Here is a 20,901-nt window from a genome sequence, read left to right as displayed (position 1 = left end):
CGCTCAGCGCCCCCCGGTCCGGCTCACCGCTCCCGTGCCGGGCGCCGTCGCCGGGCGCGGTACGCGGATCGCCCCGGTGCGCCCGCGCAGCCGCCTGCGCACCCCGGCGACGAGCCGCGGGGCGGCCCAGGACGCCCCGTGGACGAAGCGCATCGCCGGCCCGAACGTGGGGGCGGAGAGCAGTCCGGCGACGAACAGACCCGGGTGCGAGGTCTCGAAGGCCCCGCTCAGTTCGGGTGCGCTGGTGCCCGGTGAGAGCCGGAGCGTGTGGCCGAGGGAATCGTCCAGCAGCTCCAGCCGCGTCAGGTCGGGGGTGAAGCCGGTGGCGGCGACGACGTGCCCGGTGTCGAGGGCCCGCGCCGTGCCGTCGGGGCCGCGGAGTTCGAGACGTACCCGGCCGTCGGAGCGGACCCGGGCGCCCCGCAGGACGTGCCCGAGGAGTTCGGGCACCCGGCCCTCGTAGCGCTCGCGCAGCCACCAGGCGCCGGCCGGGCCGAGGGCGGTGTCGGCCCGGCGGCGGCGGGTGGCGGCGGGCAGCCTGCGGACGGCCCACGGCAGTTCGGCCCACACCCAGGTGCTCCAGCCGGTGCCGAGTCCGCTGTGGGGGGTGCGCAGCGAGGTCAGCAGCGGCCGCTCCAGCGGGGCGGGCAGGGTGTTCCACCTGATCCGGCGTGCGCGGGCGACGAGCTGGGGCCGGGCCCCCGCCTCGGCGAGGAGCGCGGCGGTCTCCAGTGCGGCCTGCCCGGCGCCCACGACGGTCACGTCGGTGCCGGCGAACCGGCCGAGGTCCCCGTGCCCCGTGCTGTGGCTGCACAGCTCGGCCGGCAGGGGGGCGAGGACGTCGGGCATCTCCCGGAAGGGCAGGACACCGACGGCGAGCGCGACGGTCCGGGCGCGGATCTCCTCACCGTCGCCGGTGCGCAGCACAAAGCCGCCGGCTTCCGGGACGAGCCGGGTGACGGTCCGTTCGTCGACGGCGGGCACGGCACGCCCGGCGAACCAGCCGCCGTAGTCGGCGAACGTGCCGACGGGGACGGGCCGGCCGTGGGACGCCTCGAAGCCGCCGTGCGCGACCGCGTACTCGCCGAGGGTGTGCTCGCCGCCCGGATGCGACAGGTTCGACGACCAGGGCTCGGACTTGAGGTACATCCCCTCGGGCATGTGGTGCCGCCACGAGTCCATGACGCGGCCGAACACCCGTACGTCGATTCCGGCCGCGGCCGCGTGTGCCGCGACGGACAGCCCGTAGGGGCCTGCGCCGATCACTGCCAGGTCGTGCATGGTGCGCTCTCGTTCCTCGTGTCGGGGTCGGGGGTGGGCCGGGTGCCGTGGACGGGTGGGGGTGCCGCGCGCGGGCGCAGCCGCCGCGCCCCTTTGGCGAGTCCGCGGCCGAGCCAGGCGCCGGCCATCGCGGCGAACGGCGCCGGGTCGTCGCGGGCGAACCAGGCGGTCTCGACGCCCCGGCGGGCCCGCAGCCGCACACCGCGGCCGGGGCGGGCGGAGGCGAACGCGGAGAGCAGGGCGTAGTTCTCGGCGACGAAGACCCGGCCCGGGCGCCCGGCGGACGGCGGCACCGGCCGCCCGGTGAGGTCGAGGTGCAGCGCCCGGACGACGTCCAGGCCGTCCTCGCCGGTGAACAGCCGGAACTGGGCGCCGGGGCGCGGATTGGCGTCGAGGAGCAGGCAGCCGCCGCCGGTGTCGCGCCGGAAGTCCAGATCGAGGATGCCCTGGTAGCCGGTGTGCCGGGCGAGCCGCAGCGCGGCCGTGGTCACCGTCTCCTCGGCCTTCCACCGCCCCAGCGCGGTCAGTCCCGTGCGCGGCGGCCAGGAGAGCTCCTTGCGGCCGGTGCCGCCGTGCAGGCAGACGGCCCCGGCGCCGAAGCAGCCGTGGAAGAACCAGTCGGAGTGCGGCCGCTCGGGGAGGTAGCGCTGGAGCAGCAGGGTGCTGCCCGCCGCCGTGCGCCGCTCGTACAGCCGCGCGGCGGCGGCCGGTGAGGCGACGAGCGAGGTGCTGCGCAGCCCGGTCGCGGGGTCCAGCAGCCAGGGCCTGCTCCATTTGGCGACCAGCGGGACCCCGATCCGCCGGACGGTGTCGGCGGCCTCCGCCGCGCTGGCGGGGACGAAGGTGTCGGGATGGGGGATCCCCGCCTCGGCGCACACCTTCGCCAGCTCCGCCTTGTCCGCCAGCCTGCCCGGCAGCCCGGGGGGCTGGGCGGGCAGCAGGTAGCGGCCGGCGAGCGCGTCCGCGTGCTCGGCGACGCGGATCGCGCCGAGGTCGTCCATGGGGACGAGGACGGCGGGCCGGCCGATGCGGTCGGCCACGGCGAGCAGGGTGCGGACGAGTGCGTCCGGCTCCGGTGCGCCCGGCGGACGCGGATGGGCCCGGTGGAGATGGCGGGAGCGGGCGACGGGGCTGCGCGCGGACTCGACGACGGCGTGCACCTCCACACCCGCGCGTCCCAGTGAGCGGACCGCTCCGAGGGTGCCGTGGTGAAAGGGGTTCCGGTCGAGCCGGAGCACCAGCGCCGGTACGGCCGGGTCGAGATCGGTCATGCGGGTCACATCTTTCACCTGGATGGGTCTGCTCAATGCGCGCCTCTTCGCTAATGGCCTACGGACGTGCCCCACGACCGGTCGCCGGAACGCATTTCTGCCTACCGTCGGGTCAGTCGCAGAAAAGGCTCCACAAGGAGGAAGGCCATGCCCAGAAGGCACCGTCTCGTCACCACCTGCATAGCGACGGTCGCAGCCGGACTTCTTGTCTCCGGCGGCCTGTCCGGCGGTACGGCACAAGCCGGTCCGGCCGACGGCTCGACCGCGGCCGGCTCAGCGGACGGACAGACCGCGGTCGGCGCGTATCTCCACTACGGACCGCCCGGAATAGCGCGCATGGCGGAACTCTCCGAATGGCTCGGCGGGCGGGACCTGAAGGTGGCTCACACATATCTCCCCGGGGATCTGTGGACCAATATCGAGGGCAGGCCGGAATTCCTGAGGCCCTGGGCGCAGTGGCGGCAGGGGGCCGAGGACCGGATGTTCGTCCTCAACGTGCCGATGCTCGACCGCAACGAGGACCGGCTGCCCGACGTGGCCGTCGCCCAGCTCCTGCGGGCCGGTGCGCGCGGCCAGTACGACCACCACTACCGCACCCTCGCGACGCGCCTGGTCCAGGCAGGCGTCCCGGACACGGTGATCGTGCTCGGCTGGGAGATGAACGGCACCACGTACACCCACCGCTGCGGGCCCGATCCGACGGCCTGGAAGGCGTACTGGAACAGCATCGTCACCGCCATGCGCTCCGTCCCCGGGCAGAAGTTCCGATTCGACTTCGCTCCCAATCGCGGACGGGACGCCGTGCCCTGGACCGAGTGCTATCCCGGCGACGACGTCGTGGACATCATCGGGATGGACTCGTACGACCAGCCTCCCGGCGAGTCGTTCGACGACCAGGTGAACGCGCCGTACGGATTGCAGAAGCAGGTGGAGTTCGCCGCGGAGCACGACAAGGCGATCTCGTATCCGGAGTGGGGGCTTTTCCGGAACGGTGACAATCCCGAGTACATGCGCCGCATGCTCGAATGGATCGACCGGCACAAGCCGCTCTACCAGACGATCACAGACTACTGTCCGCACGGTGTCTGGCAGTGCGGAAGCAATCCGGAATCCTCGAAGGTGTTCCGCTCGAAGCTGTTTGCGAACTCCGGCCCGGCACAGCCCTCCCCGGCGCCGTCGGACCCCGCGCCCGCCGAGCCGGTGCCGTCCGAGCCGGTGCCGTCCGAGCCCCCCGCCGAGCCCACGCCGGCGCCGGTGCCCGCCGACGACGGGCCGAACGCCTACGACTGGTGCATGCCCGCGGACTTCCGGGACTGGGTCGCCGCGTGGGTGCCCGAGGAGCAGCTGTGCGTCAGCCTCCCCGGGACGCCGGACCTGCCGTTCTGACCGCAGTCCCCTCGGCCCGCCAGTCGTTGAGCCGGCCGCGCCACTCGCGCGCGGCCGGCAGCCTGGTGCGCACGACCTCCGCCGCACGGTCCCGCATCCGGGCGCGGGACTCGTGCATCCGCAGCAGCGGCTCCAGCGCGGGCCGGGCGAGCAGCAGCCGCCCGCTGGTGACCGGCTCCGGCCGCCAGTGGTTCTTGTACGGCTCCGAACCGCGCAGCAGGCTCAGCACGGCGAGGCCGTGGCCCGCCGCCTGCCGGGCGTCCTGCGCCAGCAGCATGGTGGCGACGTCCGCCTTGCGTTCCCGCAGCACCGGATCGGCTCCGTAGAGGTAGCCGCCGCTCATCCGGCCCGCCCGCAGGGTGAGCCCCACGGCCACCACCTCGCCGTCCATGCGGAACTCGGTCAGCGTCGCCTCGTCGTCGGCGGTCATCCGGGTCACCGCACGCACCAGGTGCTCGCGGAACCGCGGCCGCAGGTGCTCGACGTTCACCCCCCGCCCGCGCCACTGCAGTTCGTGCAGCCGCAGCAGGCGGTCCACGGCGTCGGGGACCGCGTCCGCCGCGACGGTGGCGGCGGCGATCCCGAGGGCGTCCAGCCTGCGCAGCTTGGAGCGGGCGCGCTGGGCGCGCGCCGCGGGCATCCGGCGGACCAGGTCCTCGACCGGTACGGCGGGCAGCTCCATGCAGACGGAGTCGTCGAGCCGGGCACGCGGTCCCGCCCACTGCTCGTACAGCCGTTCCGCGACCGCGCCCGGCCGCACCTCGCGCAGGTCGACCACGGCGCCCCGGGCGGCCCTCTCCAGGCCGTGGGAGAGCGCCCGCAGCGCCCGGTCCGCCTGCCCGTCGTCCACGACCAGGTCGCCGTAGTCGGAGATCGCGCCGCCCAGCGGCACCAGCAGCGGCATCGGCCGGTGGACCAGCATCAGCGGCGCGGCGCCGATCAGGCGGCCGTCGCGGCGGGCGAGGACCACCCGCAGCCGTCCCTCCGCGCCGTACGAGCGCCACCAGGAATCGAGCCAGGCGTGGCTCTGGAACGGCGTGGCCGCGCCGCAGGCGCGGTGCAGCCGCCCCCATTCCGGGGCGAGCTCCGTGAACGCCCGCGGATCGCGGCACAGGGTCACGGTGGTGCCGGGCGGATCGTCGGGGGTCACACCCGCTCCCGTTCGGCGGTGCCCAGGGGCTGCGCGGGGCCCGGCACCACCGTGACCCTGTGCCGCGATCCGCGGGCGTTCACGGAGCTCGCCCCGGAATGGGGGCGGCTGCACGGCCCTCCGAGTACGCCGCGCCCGGGACCCGGGCGGACGGGCCGCGGCAGGCCGCGCGGAGCGGGCGGCTGGGGCGCGGGCTGGTCCGGGCCGCCGTCGTCAGCGGGGTGCTCACCGTGGCGGGGGCGCCGGGCGGCGCCTCGGACGCCGCCGACCGCCCGGCGCCGCCGGCGGGCCGGGGCGGGCGGGCGCGGCCCGGGGGGACGGGGTCTCGCGGGGGGTCATCCCCGTGCCGCTTCCGGCGCCCGCGGCCCGAGCGGGGCCGGCATCAGTGCCCAGCGCGCGGTCAGACCGACGATCACACCGGTGAGGACGGTGGACGGGCCCCCGATGTCCGCGTAGAGGAAGTCGACGGTCTGCCACAGCATCAGGCCCACCGCGGCCAGCCCGCAGTCGGCGGCCCCGGCCGATGCCCCGGGCCGGAGCAGGCGGCGGACCGCTCCGGCCAGCACGGCCGTCCAGGAGGCGAGGAACGCGGTGAGCCCGATCAGCCCCTGTTCGGCGAGGATCAGCAGGTACATGTTGTGCGGCGACAGCAGCGGCTGCTTCGCGAAGGACCGGCCCGCGCCCGCCGTGTCGCTGCCCGCCGAGAGCCCGATGGACGCGTGGCCGTCGCGGTGCGCGGGGAAGCCCTTGAGCCCGACGCCGGTCGCGGGCTGTTCGCGCCACATCGCCGCGGCGGCCGCCCACATCGTGTACCGGTCGGTGACCGACCGGTCGGGCGCCGCGGTCACCTGGGTGATGCTGCCGATCCGCTGGGAGATCATCTCGGAGCCGATGCCGAGCCCCCCGGCGAGGACGACGGCGAGCGCCGCGAGGACGGCCAGCGCCTTGGCCGCCTGCCGCACCCCGGTGAGCAGGATCATCGCGAGGGCGGCCGCGCCGGTGGCGATCCAGGAGCCCCGGCTGAAGGAGAGGCCGAGGGGCACCAGCAGGGCGCCCGCCGCGGCGAACGCCGCGGGCCTCAGCCAGGGCGGGGAGCCGGGCGGGGTGCGCAGGGCGAGGGCGAGTGCGGCCAGCAGGCCGTAGGAGACGACGGTGGCCATGCCCATCACGTCGGTGGGCCCGAAGGTGCCCACCGCCCGGACGTCGGCGCCCATGTAGGAGGCACCGGTGCCGGTGGCGTACTGGTACGTCCCGAGGGCGCCCTGGGCGAGCGCCAGCACCACGAGCGAACCGGTGACCGCGCGGAACGCGCGGGCGTCGCGCAGCAGCAGGGCGACCGCGCACGGCACGAGGACGAACACCTGGAGGTAGCGCACGAGTCCGGGCAGCGCGGCCGCGGGGTCGGCGGCGGTGACCGCCGCGACGGCGAAGCCGGCGACGGGCAGCGCGAACACGAACGCCGCGGCCCGGGTCAGCGGCCGGGCCCGCTCCCGCAGCACCTGGACGAGGCAGGCCAGGACCAGCACCCCGGAGGCCGTGTCGGCCGGGGACACCGTGCCCGGCCCGCCGCCCTCGCCGAGCGGCAGCGCGAGCAGCAGGACGGTGGCGAGCAGCGGTACGAGGAGCAGCCGGTGCCCACCGGGCCCCGTGCGCGGCGGGGCGGCGGCGACGCCCGCCGGGGCGGTGACGGCCATGGTCAGCTGCCTCCCGGCCGGAGGAGCGACGCGGCGGTGCGCAGCATGATGCACACGTCCTGCCACAGCGACCAGGTGTCGATGTAGTGGTTGTCGAAGCGGGCGCGCTCCTCGATGGAGGTGTCCCCGCGCAACCCGTTGACCTGGGCGAGGCCGGTGATGCCGACGGGCATCCGGTGGCGGGCGGCGTAGCCGGGGTAGGTGTGGCTGAACTCGGCTACGAAGTAGGGCCGTTCGGGGCGGGGCCCGACCAGGCTCATGTCGCCGCGGAGCACGTTCCACAGCTGCGGCAGTTCGTCGAGCGAGGTGCGGCGCAGGACCCTGCCGGTACGGCTCATGCGCCGGTCGCGGGCGACGGTCCAGCGGGTCGCGGACTCGTGGTCGTCGCTGGGGCGCAGGGTGCGGAACTTCAGCAGCGTGAACGGCCTTCCGCCGAGTCCGACGCGTTCCTGACGGAAGATCACCCCGGGTCCGTCGGCGCACCGCACGGCCAGGGCGCAGACGGCGAGCACGGGGGACGCGGCGAGCAGGGCGAGTCCGGCGAGGACGGCGTCCATGGCCCGCTTGACGGTCCGGGCGGCGGTCGCCCGCCGGACGCCGGTCTCCAGCGGCCGGACGGCGAACCCCCAGAGGTGGTCCCGGCGCGGGGCGCGGGGTCGCGCGGGCCCGCCGGCCGGGTCCGCCGCTCCCCCGCCGACGAGCCAGACCCGGCAGCCGTGTGCGGCGAACAGCCCCGCCAGCGCCGGGTTCTCGGGCGGCGCGGTGAACAGCGCGTGCCGGACCGCGTTCTGGATGACGGCCCGGGTGACGTCCTCGGGGGTGACGAGGACGGGCAGCGTGCCGGGGTCCGGGGATCCGCCCACGTGGTGCAGGTCGACCCGGCCGACGGGACGCATCCCGTAGCCGGGGTGGGCGTAGAGCGCCGCGGTGACCTGCTGGGCCACCGGGCCCCGGCCGACGACGAGCGCGGAGCGGGGCCTGCGCGCGGCGGTCCGGCGCCGGGCCCCGTGCACGGCGGCCCGGCCGGCGCAGGCGAGGAGCGCCTGGAGCGCGGCGCCGCAGGCGACGGCGGCGGGGCCGGTGGCGTACCGGGGGGCGTAGGCGGCGAACGCCTCGGCCAGCGCGTACCACGGGACGAGCGCGAGCACGAAGAGGGCGGGCAGTTCGGCGAGCGCGGACGGCGAGAAGGCGTAGCGGTACAGGCCCCGCCAGGTGTGCAGCGCGGTGCCCGCGGCGGCGAGCAGGGCGGCGGCGACCGTGGCCGGCCACGGCACGGCGGGGACGAGGAACGCGGCGAGGCAGGCGGCCGCGGTGTCGGCGCCGAGCAGTGCGAAGGGCCGTCCCCGGTGCCGGATGCGGCGTCTGGCGTGTGCGGCGGGCCTCCGGCCGGTGTGACCGCGCGGCGGGTGGACCGAGGACACCCGTCGGGTCGCCGTCAGTGAGGCCGGGTGGGGCGCGGGGGCGCTCTCCGTCGTCATCGTTCGGTGCGCTTCCTGGTCAGGGGGCGGTGCGTGCTGAGGAGTTCCTGGTACAGGCCGAGCACGGCGCCGGCCGTCCGGCGCACGTCGAACGAGGCGCGGACGTGGGCCGCCGCACGGCAGGCGGCCCGGGTGCGCAGCCGGTCGTCGAGGAGCAGCCGCATCAGGGCGACGGCGAGGGCGCCCGGGTCCTCCGGCGGTACGAGCAGGTGTCCCTCCTCCCCGGGCGGGAGGCTCTCGCGGGCGCCGCTGACGTCGGTCAGGACGACGGGCCGTCCGCACGCCATGGCCTCCAGCGGGGCGAGGGCCATGCCCTCCCAGCGGGAGGGCAGCACCACGGCGTCGGCGGCGTAGAGCCAGGGCCGGACATCGGCGCGCGGGCCCGCGAGGAGCACGCCCGGCGGGGCGGCCGCGCGCAGGGACGCGGCGTCGGGGCCGTCGCCGACGAGTGCCAGCCGGGCGCCGGGGACGGCCCGGGCGACGGCGGGCCAGGCGGTGAGCAGCACGTCCTGGCCCTTCTGGCGGCAGAGGCGGCCGACGCACACCACGAGGGGGCCGCCGGTGCTCCCGGGGACGGGCGGTTCCGCGTCCCCGTCGCCGGCGGCGAGAGCGGCCCTGGCCTCGGACCGCCGGCGGCCGTCCGGGTCGGCGGGGAAGAGGGCGAGGTCGATCCCGTTGCGGATGACCGACCAGCGGGCCCGGATGCCCGCCGCCTCCCCCGCGCGGCGCTCGCTGTCGCTCACGCACAGCGTCCGGGTGGACCAGCGGGTGCCGTAGCGCTCCCAGCCGAGGGCGAGCCGGGCCTCCCGGCCCTGGACGGCGTCGAAGGACCAGGCGTGCGGCTGGAAGACGGTGGGGACGCGGCCGCGGACGGCGAGCCGCCCGGCGAGCCCGGCCTTGGCGCTGTGCGCGTGGACGACGTGGGGCCGGGTGTCGCGGATCAGCCGGGACGCGGCGAGCACCTCCCGGGCGAGCGAGGGACCGGGGGACCGTTCGGCGGTCCACGGATGGACGGTGGCACCGGCGTCGGCCGCCTCGGCGGCGAGGGGTCCGCCGGGAGGACAGGCGACCACGGGGCGTACGCCGGCGCGGATCTGCGCGCGCACCAGATCGGTGACGACGCGTGCCACCCCTCCCTCGACCGGCTGGACCAGGTGGAACACCGTCAGTCGGCTCTTCTCGGTCCGGTCTCTGTGCAGCACATGGGGCTCTTTTCGAACAGGTGTGGACGCGGTGGCGGTGGGCGGGCGTCGGCTCAGCGGCGCGCGTCGGCCTGCACGAACAGGGCACCGAGGAAGAAGCCGTTCTCCTCGCCGGTGAAGCGGAAGGTCAGGGCCTTCGCGCCGGCGCCGAGCGCGGGTGCGATGTCGAGGACGTCCGAGTCGTATCCCAGCGTGTTGCGGTAGGCGGGCCGGAGCCCGGCGAGGGGCCGGCCCAGGTCGGTGATGGTGGAGTTCATCGCGTCGGTGCGCGGATTGGCCGGGTCGGTGAGCGGTACGGGGGCCCGGCCGGGGGCCCGCACCGTCACCGTGTCGCCCCGCGTGCCGCGGTCGCCGTCGTAGGCGACGATCCCGGCACGTCCGGCGGAGCGGGCGCCGATGCCGAGGCCGCCGAGGGTCACCTCACGCGCGGGCTGCGTGCCGCCGACGGTCTCGAACCCGTCCCACAGGGCGAGTTCGCGCAGCGGTTCGCGCTCGTTCTCGTAGGCGACGACGAGGGTCCAGCCGCCCCAGGAGCCCGCTGCCGAGTGGCCCATGGCGACGTTGACCTGGGCGACGGTCCACAGGCCCGAGCGGCTGTCGCGGACCAGCGGGGTGATGTCGGCGGAGGCCTGGTAGGCGTCCTTGCCGTCGGCGTCGCGGTGCGCGATCCGGGTGTCGGCGAGGACCTCCTTGTAGCGCCCGCCGGGCTCCGCGATCAGGACCCGGCCGTTGTCCTTCGGGGGCTTCTGCTCGCCGACGCGCAGGTTGCCGCCCCAGTACAGGCGGGCGTAGCGGACCTCGGAGTCCTCGGGGAGCGTGAGGTTCGCGCGGGTGGAGTTGTAGGTGTTCGGGTCGGCGTCGAGGTCGGCGTAGAACATGTCGTAGTCGCCGTTGGCGCCGTCGGCTCCGCGCCGGAGCGCGTCGCAGGAGGCGGCCGACGCCTTCTTCGGGGTGCGGCAGGTGGTGGCCGAGTTGGCCACGCGGACGATCCCGCCGTGGTGCACCGCGTGGTAGCGCTGGGTGAACGGGATGCGGGAGGTCTCGGCGGGAAGGCCGCTCCCGGGAGCGGGGGCGGCGGCGGCCGTGATCGGGGCGAGGGAAAGCGCCGTGCAGAGCAGCGCGCACCGGACGCCTCGCGCGGCGAAGCCTGTCGACCTCGGCATGACGTGCTCCCCATTTTCGGTCAAGGCGACAAAACAGGAGTGCACTTTGTCAGAAAGCCATGGGGAAATCACGTCGGACTCGGTCGTTCGACCATCTGGTGGCGCGCGCATTCCCGGGCCGTACTGGCACGTTGTGCGCGGCATGTCGCACGCCCCCTGTACCCGCAATCCATTCCATCGTGTGATATCGCGCAACTCCGGGGCGAGTTGCTCGTTGATTGCCCTCGCGGATCGCTCGTGTGTACGCGACCGGTACACCCTGCCGGAAGGGGTTTCCCCGCGCGGGCCCGCTCGTTAGCCCTGCGACGGCGGGAAACACCGCCGGGGAAAGGACTGTGAAGAATGAAGTACTCGAGGGCCGCTGTCGTGCTCGCCGGTTCCGTGGCGGCGCTGGGCGCGGGCGCCCCGGCGTTCGCCGCCGGTGCCGCACCCGTCCCCATGAGCCTCAACGGCGGTGTCGCGGAAGCGGTCTCCACCCTTCCGCAGCTGGACGACGTCACCCAGGCCGGGCCCGCCGTCGGCCAGGCGACCGAGGCGGTGATGGAGCTCAACAATCTGCGCGGCAATGCTCCCGAGCAGGTCCTGAAGACCGCCGCGGCGACCACGCCGATGCTCGGCGGAATTTCGCTGGGCGGCTGATCAGCTCCCGTATCGCTGTTCGGGCCCTGCGTCAGCAGCCGTGCGGAAGAGGGCCTTTGGAGTGAACCGAGAGAACCAAATCGGCGGGACCACGGTTGGGCAGGCAGCTCCGATGGTGGGCAATTCCGAAACAGAAGGACGGAACATGTTCAAGAAGGTTATGGCTACGGCGGCTCTCTCGCTCTCCGTGGCTGCCGCAGGTGCCGCGATGGCGCCTCAGGCTATGGCCGTCGGCGACAACGAGGGCACGTTCTCCGAGAGCGGCAACGACTCCTCCCAGGAGTACGGCAACGCGGAGACGTACGGCGACATGAGCCCGCAGATGAGCCTCGTCCAGGGCTCCCTGAACAAGCCGTGTGTCGGCCTCCCGCTGAAGGCCAACGTGGGCTCCCTCGTCGGCCTCGTGCCGATCGCGGTCCAGGACATCCCGATCCTGTCGGCCCCGCAGAACCAGCAGTGCGTCGAGAACTCGACCCAGGCCAAGGGCGACGAGCCCCTGTCGCACATCCTGAACGACATCCCGGTCCTGTCCGCGAACGGCGCCTCCGCCCGCAGCTGACGCACCACAGAGGAGCCCCGGCGCCGTCAGGCGGCCGGGGCTCCCGTGCGTCGCCGTCCGCGAGCTCCGGGGACCGGCGGGTGCGGCGACGACGCCGGTCAGGAGGTCCAGAAGTCCCACCAGCGAGTCAGGACCAGCATCCCGATCACGCCGATGTGCAGGACGGGCGGGGCCCAGGCGAACTCGCCGAAGAAGGTGCGCAGGCCGGCCGGCGCGGGCAGCACGCCGTGGCGGACGTTGTGCGCGGTGACGTACCAGAACATGACGATGGTGGCCGTCCACGCCAGCGAGCACCACAGGCACAGGGCGTTGATCTCGTAGAGCGACTGCTGCATCAGCCAGGTGCAGAAGCCGACGCCGAAGAGGCAGCCCGCGTTGAGCCCGAGCCAGTACCAGCGGCGGTGGCGGGCGCCGGCCAGGAGGGCGGCGCCGACGGCGATCACCGTCGAGTAGGTGACCAGGCCCAGCATCGGGTTGGGGAACCCGAAGACCTCGGCCTGCTCGCTCTTCATGATGTTCCCGCACGAGACGACCGGGTTCAGGCTGCACCCCGGGGTGAAGCCCGGATCCTCCAGCAGCTTGAACTTGTCGATCGTGATCACCCACGCGGCCAGCAGCCCGGCCGCCCCGGTGACCATCAGCATCCACGCGAAGGCGCGGCTCGCCCCGATCCCGTCCGGCACGTGGTTCCGCCGGACCCGGTGCCCCCCTCGCCGGTCCCTCTGTTCGACGGACAGAGTTCCGGAAGCCGACATTGTCATAATGAATTCACCGCTCGCTCGACTCGATGGATCCGCCTATTGTGCCGCACCGGACGGGGGCTCCCGGGGTGCAGAATCCATTCATCACCCCGGGCGGGCGCCACACCCCTGACGGAGCCATACGAAAGGAGTGCTGCATTCGGGTGAACGGCCGCAACCAAACGCGGTGGCCGTCTGTTGATCAGGCTGCACCGCGTTCGTGCGTTCACAAAGAAAAGGGACAAGTAAGTGATCAAGAAGATTCTGACGACGGCCATGGTCACCGCTTCGATGGTGGGCGCCGGCGCGGCCATGGCCCCGCAGGCTCTCGCCGTCGGCGACAACGAGGGCACCTTCTCGGAGAGCGGCACCGGCGCCTCGCAGTCCTACGGCAACGCCGCCACCCACGGCGACATGAGCCCGCAGATGAGCCTGGTCCAGGGTTCGCTCAACAAGCCCTGCATCGGCCTGCCGGCCAAGGCCAACGTCGGTTCGCTGATCGGCCTCGTGCCGATCGCGGTCCAGGACATCCCGATCCTGTCCGCCCCGCAGAACCAGCAGTGCGTCGAGAACTCGACCCAGGCCAAGGGCGACGAGCCCCTGTCGCACATCCTCAGCGACATCCCGATCCTGTCGGAGAACGGCGTCTCCGCCCGCGACTGACGCAGCGGACCGAGGACTGCCCCCGTGCGCCCCGCGCACGGGGGCAGTCCCCTGCCGGGCGGCAGGCTTCCCGCACCCGGCGGCACGCAGGGGAAAATCACCCGGCCCCCCGTTCCTGAATTCATCACATCATCATGAATTCTTGGTCGTATTCCGCTCAGCGGTTCGACCCATTATCGGTGGGGCATACGAGTGACTTTTCGAACCGGCGGTCACCGACCGGTTTCCCATCGGGAAGCGAATCGTTACCAGTCTGCGGAGGCGCACGCCCGCAGCACGTGAAATGCGGCTGCGCGGCGCGAAGGCCGCGCTGCGTACCGCGCCCCTGCTGAAAGGATCGAAATAATGCACAAGAAGGCTGCAGCAGTCGTCGCCGGTCTCGTCCTGGCGCTCGGCGGCGCCACGCCCGCCATGGCCGACGCGGGTGCCGCGGGCGCCGCTGTCGGTTCCCCGGGTGTGCTGTCGGGCAACGTGGTCCAGGTCCCGATCCACATCCCGGTGAACGTCTGCGGCAACTCGATCAACGTGATCGCGCTGCTGAACCCGGCGTTCGGCAACACCTGCATCAACGCCTGACGCGCCGTCACGGCGCCGTGAGCGCGCGGTGACGAAGAGGCCCCGGACAGCGGTCCCCCGCCGCCCGGGGCTTCTTGCGTGGACGTCGCCGTGCGGCTACCGCACCGCCGACCTGGTGCCGCTGACCACGGTGGCGTCCCGTTCGCCGCAGACCTCCACCCGCGGGTCGAGGCCGTGCGCGGTGAACGCCGCCACCGTCCAGGGCGTCTGCCGGCCGCTGGTCTCGACGTGGAGCACCCCGCCCGGGGCGAGCCACCGCGCCGCCCCGGCGGCCACCCGCCGCTGGACGTCGAGGCCGTCGGCGCCGCCGTCGAGCGCGACGAGCGGCTCGTGGTCCCGCGCCTCCGCGGGCAGCAGGGCGAGTTCGCCGGTCGGGACATAGGGGGCGTTGGCGAGCAGCACGTCGACCCGCCCCATGAGGTCCGCGGGGAGGGGAGCGTAGAGGTCGCCCTCGTGGACCAGGCCCCCGAAGGGCCCGACGTTGCGCCGGGCGCAGCGCACGGCGGCGGGCTCGATGTCGGCGGCGTGCAGTTCTCCGCCGCCGAGCGCGTCGATCACCGCGGCGCCGAGGGCCCCGGAGCCGCAGCAGAGGTCGACCACGACGGCACCGGGCGGGGCGGCGGCGACGGCGCGTTCCACGAGGAACTCGGTCCGCCTGCGGGGGACGAAGACACCGGGGTCCACGGCGATCCGCAGACCGCGGAACTCGGCCCAGCCGACGACGTGTTCCAGCGGGAGGCCGGAGGCACGGCGGTCGGCCATGGCGAGCAGTTCGGCGCCGTTTCGGGCGGCGGCCGCGAGCAGCGCGGCCTCGTCCTCGGCGAAGACACAGCCTGCGGTGCGCAGCGTGATGACGACGGATTCGAGAGCGGGAGATGTCGGTGGAACCGGCATGGAAAGCCTTTCGGGTACCCGAGGGCGCCCTCGCGGTCACCTAGTCCCGGTGGACCGCACGGCCTGTGGAGGAGGGCACCCGGCCTGCGACTGCAAAAATCGGGCTCACCTCCCGGGTCGGTCCTGACATGCGCGGACGCACACCTTATCGCACGGGTACCACCCGTCCGGGGTGCCGGGGTGACGAGCGCAACACCCGGTCGCCGATCGTGGGAATCGCAGGCCGCCGACCGGCGGAGACCTCCATTCGAAGGACGCCGGGCGACCCCGCCACCGGAAGCATCAAACCGGGACATTCACCCCGTGCTTTCCGCGGTGCGCGGCCCGGAGCGATCACCTCCGGACCCCGGTAGCCTCACGGCATGCAGGTGATCCAGTCCACGAAGCTCGCGAATGTCTGTTACGAGATCCGGGGCCCGGTCCTCGAGGAAGCGATGCGCCTCGAGGCGGCAGGGCACCGCATCCTCAAGCTCAACACGGGCAACCCCGCGGCCTTCGGTTTCGAATGCCCGCCGGAGATCCTCGAGGACATCCTGCGCAACGTCGGCAGCGCGCACGGCTACGGCGACGCCAAGGGTCTGCTCTCCGCCCGCCGCGGCGTGATGCAGCACTACCAGACCAAGGGGATCGAGCTCGACGTCGAGGACGTCTACCTGGGCAACGGCGTCTCCGAGCTGATCCAGATGTCGATGCAGGCACTGCTGGACGACGGCGACGAGGTGCTCGTGCCGTCGCCCGACTACCCGCTGTGGACGGCGTCGGTCTCCCTGTCCGGCGGCACGGCCGTGCACTACCGCTGCGACGAGCAGTCGGACTGGATGCCCGACCTGGCGGACATCGAACGGAAGATCACCGACCGCACCAAGGCGATCGTGATCATCAACCCCAACAACCCCACCGGCGCGGTCTACGACGACGCGATGCTGCGCTCCCTCACCGAGATCGCCCGGCGGCACAACCTGGTGGTCTGCTCGGACGAGATCTACGACCGGATCCTCTACGACGGCGCCACCCACACGCCGACCGCCGCGATCGCGCCCGACCTGCTGGTCCTGACCTTCAACGGCCTCTCCAAGAACTACCGGGTGGCCGGCTACCGCTCCGGCTGGCTCGCGGTGTGCGGGCCCAAGGCGCACGCCTCCTCCTACATCGAGGGTCTGACGATCCTGGCCAACATGCGGCTGTGCGCCAACATGCCGTCGCAGCACGCGGTCGCCACGGCGCTCGGCGGGCGGCAGTCGATCGAGCAGCTGGTGCTGCCGGGCGGGCGGCTGCTGGAGCAGCGCGACACCGCGTACGACCTGCTGACGCAGATCCCCGGCATCACGTGTGTGAAGCCGAAGGGGGCGCTGTACCTGTTCCCGCGGCTCGACCCCTCGGTCTACAAGATCAAGGACGACCGGCAGATGGTGCTGGACCTGCTGCGGGCCGAGAAGATCATGGTGGTCCACGGGTCGGGCTTCAACTGGCCGGAGCCGGACCACTTCCGCATCGTGACCCTGCCGTCGGCCGACGACCTGGCGGACGCGGTGACCCGGATCGGCAGCTTCCTCGACGGCTACGGACAGCACTGAGGGTCGTGAGATCGCCCGCGGCAATCTCACGACCGGCATCAACTTTAGACTGAATCCAATGTAGGATGGTCTCCTGACCGTGAGCAGGAGGCCATCCCCATGTACGAGCCGATCCGCAGCAAGTCGGTCCACTCGATGGCCGACGACGCGCAGCACCCCCACCGCAGCCGCGAGGCGGAGCTGGACATCCAGCTCGCCGGGCATCTCGCCGCCCTGCTCGCCGTCACCGACGAGCTCGGTCTCGACGAGGCCGCCGAGGCCGTCGCCGCGCAGGTGGCGCGGCTGCGCGGCGCGCCGCCCGCCCGGCACGCGGCGCTCAGCCACGCCGACCCCGCCGCCCTCCACCGGCGCGCGCACGCCCTCGCGGGCCGCGCCCTGGTCGTCGCCGCCTCCCGCGCGGACACGGCCGTCGCGATCCTGGCCGCACAGCGCATGGACGCGCACGCGGCCGCCCTGAAGAGCCGCCACCTGGTCGGCACCTCCTGACGGCCCCGGTCCGCGGCCGGGGAGGCCGCGGACCGGGTTGCCACCCTCCCCGCCGCCGTCCCCCGCCCTGCCTCCTGCCGGTGCCGCGGGGGCGGGCCGACGCGATCGCCTCCGACTCCGGCGTGCTGCGCGGTCCGCCGGACGGGGCCTTCGAGGAGATCCGCGGCTGCCGGCAGCAGGCGCTGCGCCGGGTCGCGCGGAATCCGGCCGGAGCGCGGCGGTCGTGCCGACACGCCGGAAGGGCCCCGGAGCGAGGTGCTCCGGGGCCCTTCCACGGGTCGGCGGGTCAGCCCAGGCGGGAGACGAGGGAGCGGTACTCGTCCCACAGTTCCTTGGGCGTGTGGTCGCCGAAGGTGTTGAGGTGCTCGGGGACCAGGGCGGCCTCCTCGCGCCAGACCTCGGTGTCGACCTTGAGCAGGAAGTCGAGGTCGTCGTCGGCCAGGTCCAGGCCGTCGGTGTCGAGCGACTCACGGGTCGGCAGGATGCCGATCGGGGTCTCGACGCCCTCGGCGCTGCCGTCCAGGCGCTCCACGATCCACTTCAGCACGCGGCTGTTCTCGCCGAAGCCGGGCCACACGAACTTGCCCGCGTCGTTCTTGCGGAACCAGTTGACGTAGTAGATCTTGGGCAGCTTGGCCGCGTCGGCCGAGGCGCCGACCTTGACCCAGTGCGCCATGTAGTCGCCCATGTTGTAGCCGCAGAACGGCAGCATGGCGAAGGGGTCGCGGCGCAGCTCGCCGACCTTGCCCTCGGCGGCGGCGGTCTTCTCGGAGGCGACGTTGGCGCCGAGGAAGACACCGTGGTTCCAGTCGAAGGACTCGGTGACCAGCGGGACGGCGGAGGCGCGGCGGCCACCGAAGAGGATGGCCGAGATCGGCACGCCCTTGGGGTCCTCCCACTCGGGCGCGGCGATCGGGCACTGCGAGGCCGGCACGGTGAAGCGGGCGTTGGGGTGGGCGGCCGGGGTGTCGGACGCGGGCGTCCAGTCGTTGCCCTTCCAGTCCGTGAGGTGGGCGGGCGCCGTCTCGGTCATGCCCTCCCACCAGATGTCGTTGTCGTCGGTGAGGGCGACGTTGGTGAAGACGGCGTTGCCCCACAGCGTCTTCATGGCGTTGGCGTTGGTGTGCTCGCCGGTGCCGGGCGCGACGCCGAAGAAGCCGGCCTCCGGGTTGATCGCGTAGAGGCGGCCGTCCTCGCCGAAGCGCATCCAGGCGATGTCGTCGCCGATGGTCTCGACCGTCCAGCCGGGGATCGTCGGCTCCAGCATGGCGAGGTTGGTCTTGCCGCAGGCGGACGGGAACGCGGCGGCGATGTAGCGGGACTCGCCGCGCGGCGGGGTCAGCTTGAGGATGAGCATGTGCTCGGCGAGCCAGCCCTCGTCGCGTGCCATGACGGAGGCGATGCGCAGCGCGTAGCACTTCTTGCCGAGCAGGGCGTTGCCGCCGTAGCCGGAGCCGAAGGACCAGATCTCACGGGTCTCGGGGAAGTGCGAGATGTACTTGGTGGAGTTGCACGGCCAGGGCACGTCCTGCTCGCCCTCGGCGAGCGGGGCGCCGAGGGTGTGGACGGCCTTGACGAAGAAGCCGTCGTCGCCGAGTTCGTCGAGGACGGGCTGTCCCATGCGGGTCATGGTGCGCATGGAGACGGCGACGTAGGCGGAGTCGGTGATCTCGACGCCGATGGCGGAGAGCGGGGAGCCGAGCGGGCCCATGCAGAAGGGCACGACGTACATCGTGCGGCCCTTCATGGAGCCGCGGAAGATGCCGTCCTCGCCCGCGAAGATCTCCTTCATCTCCGCCGGGGCCTTCCAGTGGTTGGTCGGGCCCGCGTCCTCCTCCTTCTCGGAGCAGATGAAGGTCCGGTCCTCGACGCGCGCGACGTCGGTCGGGTCGGAGGCGGCGTAGTACGAGTTCGGGCGCTTGACGGGGTCGAGTTTCCGGAAGGTGCCCTTGGCCACCAGTTCCTCGGCGAGGCGCTCGTACTCCGCCTCCGAGCCGTCGCACCACACGATGCGCTCGGGCTGGGTGATCGCCGCGATCTCGTCGACCCAGCGGATCAGTTCCTGGTGGTTGGTCGGGGCGTTGCCGGGAGCCGCGTTGTCGCGCGCCACGATTGCTCCTAAGTGAGGGGTTTGTAGTTGGTTGCCCCGTGGGGGCTGCGACCCGGACGCTTCGTAGGCGCTCATCCGGTGCCGACCGCACTCATCTGATGATCGGCGTCGGACGCCCATATGTCCAGAGGACCTCTCACCTGAGCGTGCCCCTATGCGCGTGAGGATGGCCACATGTGCGGGCGTGTCGCACCCGGCGACCGGGCGGGGCGTGAGCGGCGCCACACGGCCCCTGTCACCTACGGTCGCGTAGGTAACATTCCCGGCATGACGTCAGCCGCACTCGAAGCGACCGAGAACGCACTCCAGCAGGTGAAGCCCCGGCTGCGCGGCTGGCTCCACGCCGGCATGTTCCCCGCCGCCCTCGTCTCCGGGATCGTGCTGACCGCCCTCGCCCACTCGACACGCGGCAAGATCGCCTGCGGCATCTTCGCCCTCACCGCCTGCCTGCTCTTCGGCGTGAGCGCGCTCTACCACCGCGGCACCTGGGGACCGAAGGCCACCGCCGTCCTGCGACGGCTCGACCACGCCAACATCTTCCTGATCATCGCCGGCACCTACACGCCCCTCACCCTGCTCCTGCTCCCCGACTCCACCGGTCGGGTCCTGCTGTGGGCGATCTGGGCGGCGGCCGCGGCGGGCATCGCCTTCCGGGTGTTCTGGGTCGGCGCCCCCCGCTGGCTCTACACGCCCTGCTACATCGCGATGGGCTGGGCGGCGGTCTTCTTCCTCCCCGACTTCATGCGCAAGGGCGGGGTCGCGGTGCTGGTCCTGGTGGTCGTGGGCGGCCTGCTCTACAGCGCGGGCGGCGTGATCTACGGCATGAAGCGGCCCAACCCCTCACCGCGCTGGTTCGGCTTCCACGAGGTCTTCCACTCGCTCACGCTGGCCGCCTTCGTCGTGCACTACGTGGGCATCTCGCTCGTCGCCTACCAGCACTCCTGAGCCGCCCCGCCCGGCACCGGCCCCGAGGGCGCGCCTTCCGCCGCCGGCAGCGGTGCCGGCGGGGGACTCGGCCGGTGGCCGAGAATGTGCGCCATGGCCGCCACCGCACCGACACCGCCGCCCGCACCGCCCGTCCCCCGCACCCGGGATCCGCACGACCGCGGCCTCGGCCTGCGGGAGCGCAAGAAGATCAGGACGCGGATCGCGATCCGCCGTGCCACGTACCGGCTGATCGCCGAACTGGGCTGGGACGCCACGACGATCGAGCAGATCGCGGACGCGGCCGAGGTGTCCCCCTCCACGGTGATCCGCTACTTCCCCGCCAAGGAGGACATCGTCCTCACCGACGAGTACGACCCAGCCCTGGTGGCGGCCCTGCGGGCGCGCCCGGCGGACGAGGCCCCGCTCACCTCCCTGCGGGTCGTCCTGACGGACGCGGTGGCCGCCGTCGCCGCGCACGAGCCGGAGGCGACGCGGCAGCGCCGCAGGCTGCTGGTCGAGGTCCCCGCCCTGCGGGACCGGATGACCGGGACGCTGGCGCAGACCTCCCGGGAACTGGCCGCCGCGGTGGCCGCCCGGGCCGGCCGCGAGCCGGGCGACCTGGAGGTCCGGGTCCTCACCGCAGCCGTGACGGGGGCCGTGCGGGAGGCGATGGTCCACTGGGCCGAGAGCGACCGGCAGGAGGACCTTGCCGCCCTCGTGCACCACCTTCACGGCGACCATCCGGCCGCTGGTGGAACGCCCCAGGTACACCCGGCCCATGCCGCCCGCACCCAGGCGGGGCCCATGGGAGCGGTACTCGTCCCACAGTTCCTTGGGCGTGTGGTCGCCGAAGGTGTTGAGGTGCTCGGGGACCAGGGCGGCCTCCTCGCGCCAGACCTCGGTGTCGACCTTGAGCAGGAAGTCGAGGTCGTCGTCGGCCAGGTCCAGGCCGTCGGTGTCGAGCGACTCACGGGTCGGCAGGATGCCGATCGGGGTCTCGACGCCCTCGGCGCTGCCGTCCAGGCGCTCCACGATCCACTTCAGCACGCGGCTGTTCCGATCCACTTCAGCACGCGGCTGTTCTCGCCGAAGCCGGGCCACACGAACT

18 protein-coding genes and 2 pseudogenes are annotated in these 20,901 nt (G+C 73.3%); 9 read left to right on the top strand and 11 right to left on the bottom strand.

Going from position 1 to position 20,901, the window contains the following annotated elements; genetic code table 11:
* Positions 1 to 3 precede the first annotated feature (3 nt).
* Both EAO77_RS11400 and EAO77_RS11395 read right to left on the bottom strand, forming a co-directional pair.
* On the bottom strand, positions 4 to 1,281 hold the full coding sequence (locus EAO77_RS11400; RefSeq protein WP_147987892.1) for an NAD(P)-binding domain-containing protein: 1,278 nt from the start codon (positions 1,279 to 1,281) through the stop codon (positions 4 to 6).
* A complete protein-coding gene (locus EAO77_RS11395) occupies positions 1,263 to 2,552 on the bottom strand; it encodes an ATP-grasp domain-containing protein (RefSeq protein WP_147987891.1) in 1,290 nt (429 codons plus the stop codon). The genes EAO77_RS11400 and EAO77_RS11395 overlap by 19 nt, the downstream gene beginning before the upstream one ends.
* Before the next feature lie 147 nt (positions 2,553 to 2,699).
* On the opposite strand from EAO77_RS11395, the gene EAO77_RS11390 reads away from it, so the two are divergent.
* Positions 2,700 to 3,938: a glycoside hydrolase family 26 protein gene (locus EAO77_RS11390; protein WP_147987890.1), complete on the top strand. Its 1,239-nt coding sequence runs from the start codon at positions 2,700 to 2,702 to the stop codon at positions 3,936 to 3,938.
* Here the strand turns inward: EAO77_RS11390 and EAO77_RS11385 are convergent.
* From EAO77_RS11385 to EAO77_RS11365, 5 genes are all read right to left on the bottom strand, one after another.
* Positions 3,904 to 5,088 carry a GNAT family N-acetyltransferase gene (locus tag EAO77_RS11385; RefSeq protein WP_147987889.1) on the bottom strand — a complete coding sequence of 395 codons (1,185 nt, stop codon included), beginning with the start codon at positions 5,086 to 5,088 and terminating at the stop codon, positions 3,904 to 3,906. The two genes, EAO77_RS11390 and EAO77_RS11385, sit on opposite strands and share 35 nt — an antisense overlap.
* Before the next feature lie 335 nt (positions 5,089 to 5,423).
* Positions 5,424 to 6,782, bottom strand: a complete 1,359-nt coding sequence (locus EAO77_RS11380; RefSeq protein ID WP_147987888.1) for an O-antigen ligase family protein — start codon at positions 6,780 to 6,782, stop codon at positions 5,424 to 5,426.
* A gap of 2 nt (positions 6,783 to 6,784) precedes the next feature.
* Positions 6,785 to 8,260, bottom strand: coding sequence for an exopolysaccharide biosynthesis polyprenyl glycosylphosphotransferase (locus EAO77_RS11375; RefSeq protein WP_147987887.1), 1,476 nt, complete (start codon positions 8,258 to 8,260; stop codon positions 6,785 to 6,787).
* On the bottom strand, positions 8,257 to 9,462 hold the full coding sequence (locus tag EAO77_RS11370) for a glycosyltransferase (RefSeq protein WP_147987886.1): 1,206 nt from the start codon (positions 9,460 to 9,462) through the stop codon (positions 8,257 to 8,259). Before EAO77_RS11370 ends, EAO77_RS11375 begins: the two co-directional genes overlap by 4 nt.
* 53 nt (positions 9,463 to 9,515) lie before the next feature.
* Entirely contained in the window at positions 9,516 to 10,625 is a 1,110-nt protein-coding gene (locus EAO77_RS11365; protein WP_147987885.1) for a DUF3344 domain-containing protein, read from the bottom strand.
* A 342-nt stretch (positions 10,626 to 10,967) separates the two neighbouring features.
* Here EAO77_RS11365 and EAO77_RS11360 point away from each other — a divergent pair, with 342 nt between their 5' ends.
* Positions 10,968 to 11,264 (top strand): hypothetical protein, encoded by a 297-nt coding sequence (locus tag EAO77_RS11360; protein ID WP_147987884.1) that lies wholly within the window; start codon positions 10,968 to 10,970, stop codon positions 11,262 to 11,264.
* Between the two features lie 145 nt (positions 11,265 to 11,409).
* Positions 11,410 to 11,823 carry a rodlin gene (locus EAO77_RS11355; protein WP_147987883.1) on the top strand — a complete coding sequence of 138 codons (414 nt, stop codon included), beginning with the start codon at positions 11,410 to 11,412 and terminating at the stop codon, positions 11,821 to 11,823.
* A gap of 98 nt (positions 11,824 to 11,921) precedes the next feature.
* Here the strand turns inward: EAO77_RS11355 and EAO77_RS11350 are convergent, their stop codons facing one another.
* Positions 11,922 to 12,584, bottom strand: a complete 663-nt coding sequence (locus EAO77_RS11350) for a vitamin K epoxide reductase family protein (RefSeq protein ID WP_147987882.1) — start codon at positions 12,582 to 12,584, stop codon at positions 11,922 to 11,924.
* A gap of 228 nt (positions 12,585 to 12,812) precedes the next feature.
* On the opposite strand from EAO77_RS11350, the gene EAO77_RS11345 reads away from it, so the two are divergent.
* Both EAO77_RS11345 and EAO77_RS11340 read left to right on the top strand, forming a co-directional pair.
* Positions 12,813 to 13,226, top strand: a complete 414-nt coding sequence (locus EAO77_RS11345; protein ID WP_147987881.1) for a rodlin — start codon at positions 12,813 to 12,815, stop codon at positions 13,224 to 13,226.
* Between the two features lie 345 nt (positions 13,227 to 13,571).
* The gene (locus tag EAO77_RS11340) at positions 13,572 to 13,802 is read left to right on the top strand and encodes a chaplin (RefSeq protein WP_147987880.1); all 231 of its coding nucleotides are present in this window, start codon (positions 13,572 to 13,574) and stop codon (positions 13,800 to 13,802) included.
* Positions 13,803 to 13,898: 96 nt separating this feature from the next.
* Here EAO77_RS11340 and EAO77_RS11335 read toward each other — a convergent pair whose 3' ends face one another.
* A complete protein-coding gene (locus EAO77_RS11335; protein ID WP_147987879.1) occupies positions 13,899 to 14,696 on the bottom strand; it encodes a putative protein N(5)-glutamine methyltransferase in 798 nt (265 codons plus the stop codon).
* A gap of 362 nt (positions 14,697 to 15,058) precedes the next feature.
* On the opposite strand from EAO77_RS11335, the gene EAO77_RS11330 reads away from it, so the two are divergent.
* The gene (locus tag EAO77_RS11330) at positions 15,059 to 16,270 is read left to right on the top strand and encodes a pyridoxal phosphate-dependent aminotransferase (protein WP_147987878.1); all 1,212 of its coding nucleotides are present in this window, start codon (positions 15,059 to 15,061) and stop codon (positions 16,268 to 16,270) included.
* A gap of 99 nt (positions 16,271 to 16,369) precedes the next feature.
* A complete protein-coding gene (locus EAO77_RS11325; RefSeq protein WP_147987877.1) occupies positions 16,370 to 16,756 on the top strand; it encodes a hypothetical protein in 387 nt (128 codons plus the stop codon).
* Positions 16,757 to 17,042: 286 nt separating this feature from the next.
* Here the strand turns inward: EAO77_RS11325 and EAO77_RS11320 are convergent, their stop codons facing one another.
* A complete protein-coding gene (locus tag EAO77_RS11320; RefSeq protein ID WP_147987876.1) occupies positions 17,043 to 18,866 on the bottom strand; it encodes a phosphoenolpyruvate carboxykinase (GTP) in 1,824 nt (607 codons plus the stop codon).
* A gap of 267 nt (positions 18,867 to 19,133) precedes the next feature.
* Between EAO77_RS11320 and trhA the strand changes: the two genes are divergently transcribed.
* Positions 19,134 to 19,811: a PAQR family membrane homeostasis protein TrhA gene (gene trhA / locus EAO77_RS11315; protein ID WP_147987875.1), complete on the top strand. Its 678-nt coding sequence runs from the start codon at positions 19,134 to 19,136 to the stop codon at positions 19,809 to 19,811.
* Positions 19,812 to 19,895: 84 nt separating this feature from the next.
* Positions 19,896 to 20,456, top strand: a pseudogene (locus EAO77_RS11310) (TetR/AcrR family transcriptional regulator); the annotation flags it as partial.
* Positions 20,457 to 20,582: 126 nt separating this feature from the next.
* On the opposite strand, the pseudogene EAO77_RS11305 reads toward EAO77_RS11310, so the two are convergent.
* A pseudogene (locus EAO77_RS11305) lies at positions 20,583 to 20,901 on the bottom strand (phosphoenolpyruvate carboxykinase domain-containing protein); the annotation flags it as partial.

Origin of the sequence: Streptomyces sp. T39 (assembly GCF_008042045.1) — a bacterium.
Taxonomy (GTDB): Bacteria; Actinomycetota; Actinomycetes; order Streptomycetales; family Streptomycetaceae; genus Streptomyces.
This window is presented reverse-complemented; position numbering and strand designations above follow the sequence as displayed.

Coding starts and splice junctions, on each gene's coding strand:
- EAO77_RS11400 (WP_147987892.1), bottom strand. CDS start 1,281: ATGCACGACCTGGCAGTGATCGGCGCAGGCCCCTACGGGCTGTCCGTC.
- EAO77_RS11395 (WP_147987891.1), bottom strand. CDS start 2,552: ATGACCGATCTCGACCCGGCCGTACCGGCGCTGGTGCTCCGGCTCGAC.
- EAO77_RS11390 (WP_147987890.1), top strand. CDS start 2,700: ATGCCCAGAAGGCACCGTCTCGTCACCACCTGCATAGCGACGGTCGCA.
- EAO77_RS11380 (WP_147987888.1), bottom strand. CDS start 6,782: ATGGCCGTCACCGCCCCGGCGGGCGTCGCCGCCGCCCCGCCGCGCACG.
- EAO77_RS11375 (WP_147987887.1), bottom strand. CDS start 8,260: ATGACGACGGAGAGCGCCCCCGCGCCCCACCCGGCCTCACTGACGGCG.
- EAO77_RS11365 (WP_147987885.1), bottom strand. CDS start 10,625: ATGCCGAGGTCGACAGGCTTCGCCGCGCGAGGCGTCCGGTGCGCGCTG.
- EAO77_RS11360 (WP_147987884.1), top strand. CDS start 10,968: ATGAAGTACTCGAGGGCCGCTGTCGTGCTCGCCGGTTCCGTGGCGGCG.
- EAO77_RS11355 (WP_147987883.1), top strand. CDS start 11,410: ATGTTCAAGAAGGTTATGGCTACGGCGGCTCTCTCGCTCTCCGTGGCT.
- EAO77_RS11350 (WP_147987882.1), bottom strand. CDS start 12,584: ATGACAATGTCGGCTTCCGGAACTCTGTCCGTCGAACAGAGGGACCGG.
- EAO77_RS11340 (WP_147987880.1), top strand. CDS start 13,572: ATGCACAAGAAGGCTGCAGCAGTCGTCGCCGGTCTCGTCCTGGCGCTC.
- EAO77_RS11335 (WP_147987879.1), bottom strand. CDS start 14,696: ATGCCGGTTCCACCGACATCTCCCGCTCTCGAATCCGTCGTCATCACG.
- EAO77_RS11330 (WP_147987878.1), top strand. CDS start 15,059: ATGCAGGTGATCCAGTCCACGAAGCTCGCGAATGTCTGTTACGAGATC.
- EAO77_RS11325 (WP_147987877.1), top strand. CDS start 16,370: ATGTACGAGCCGATCCGCAGCAAGTCGGTCCACTCGATGGCCGACGAC.
- trhA (WP_147987875.1), top strand. CDS start 19,134: ATGACGTCAGCCGCACTCGAAGCGACCGAGAACGCACTCCAGCAGGTG.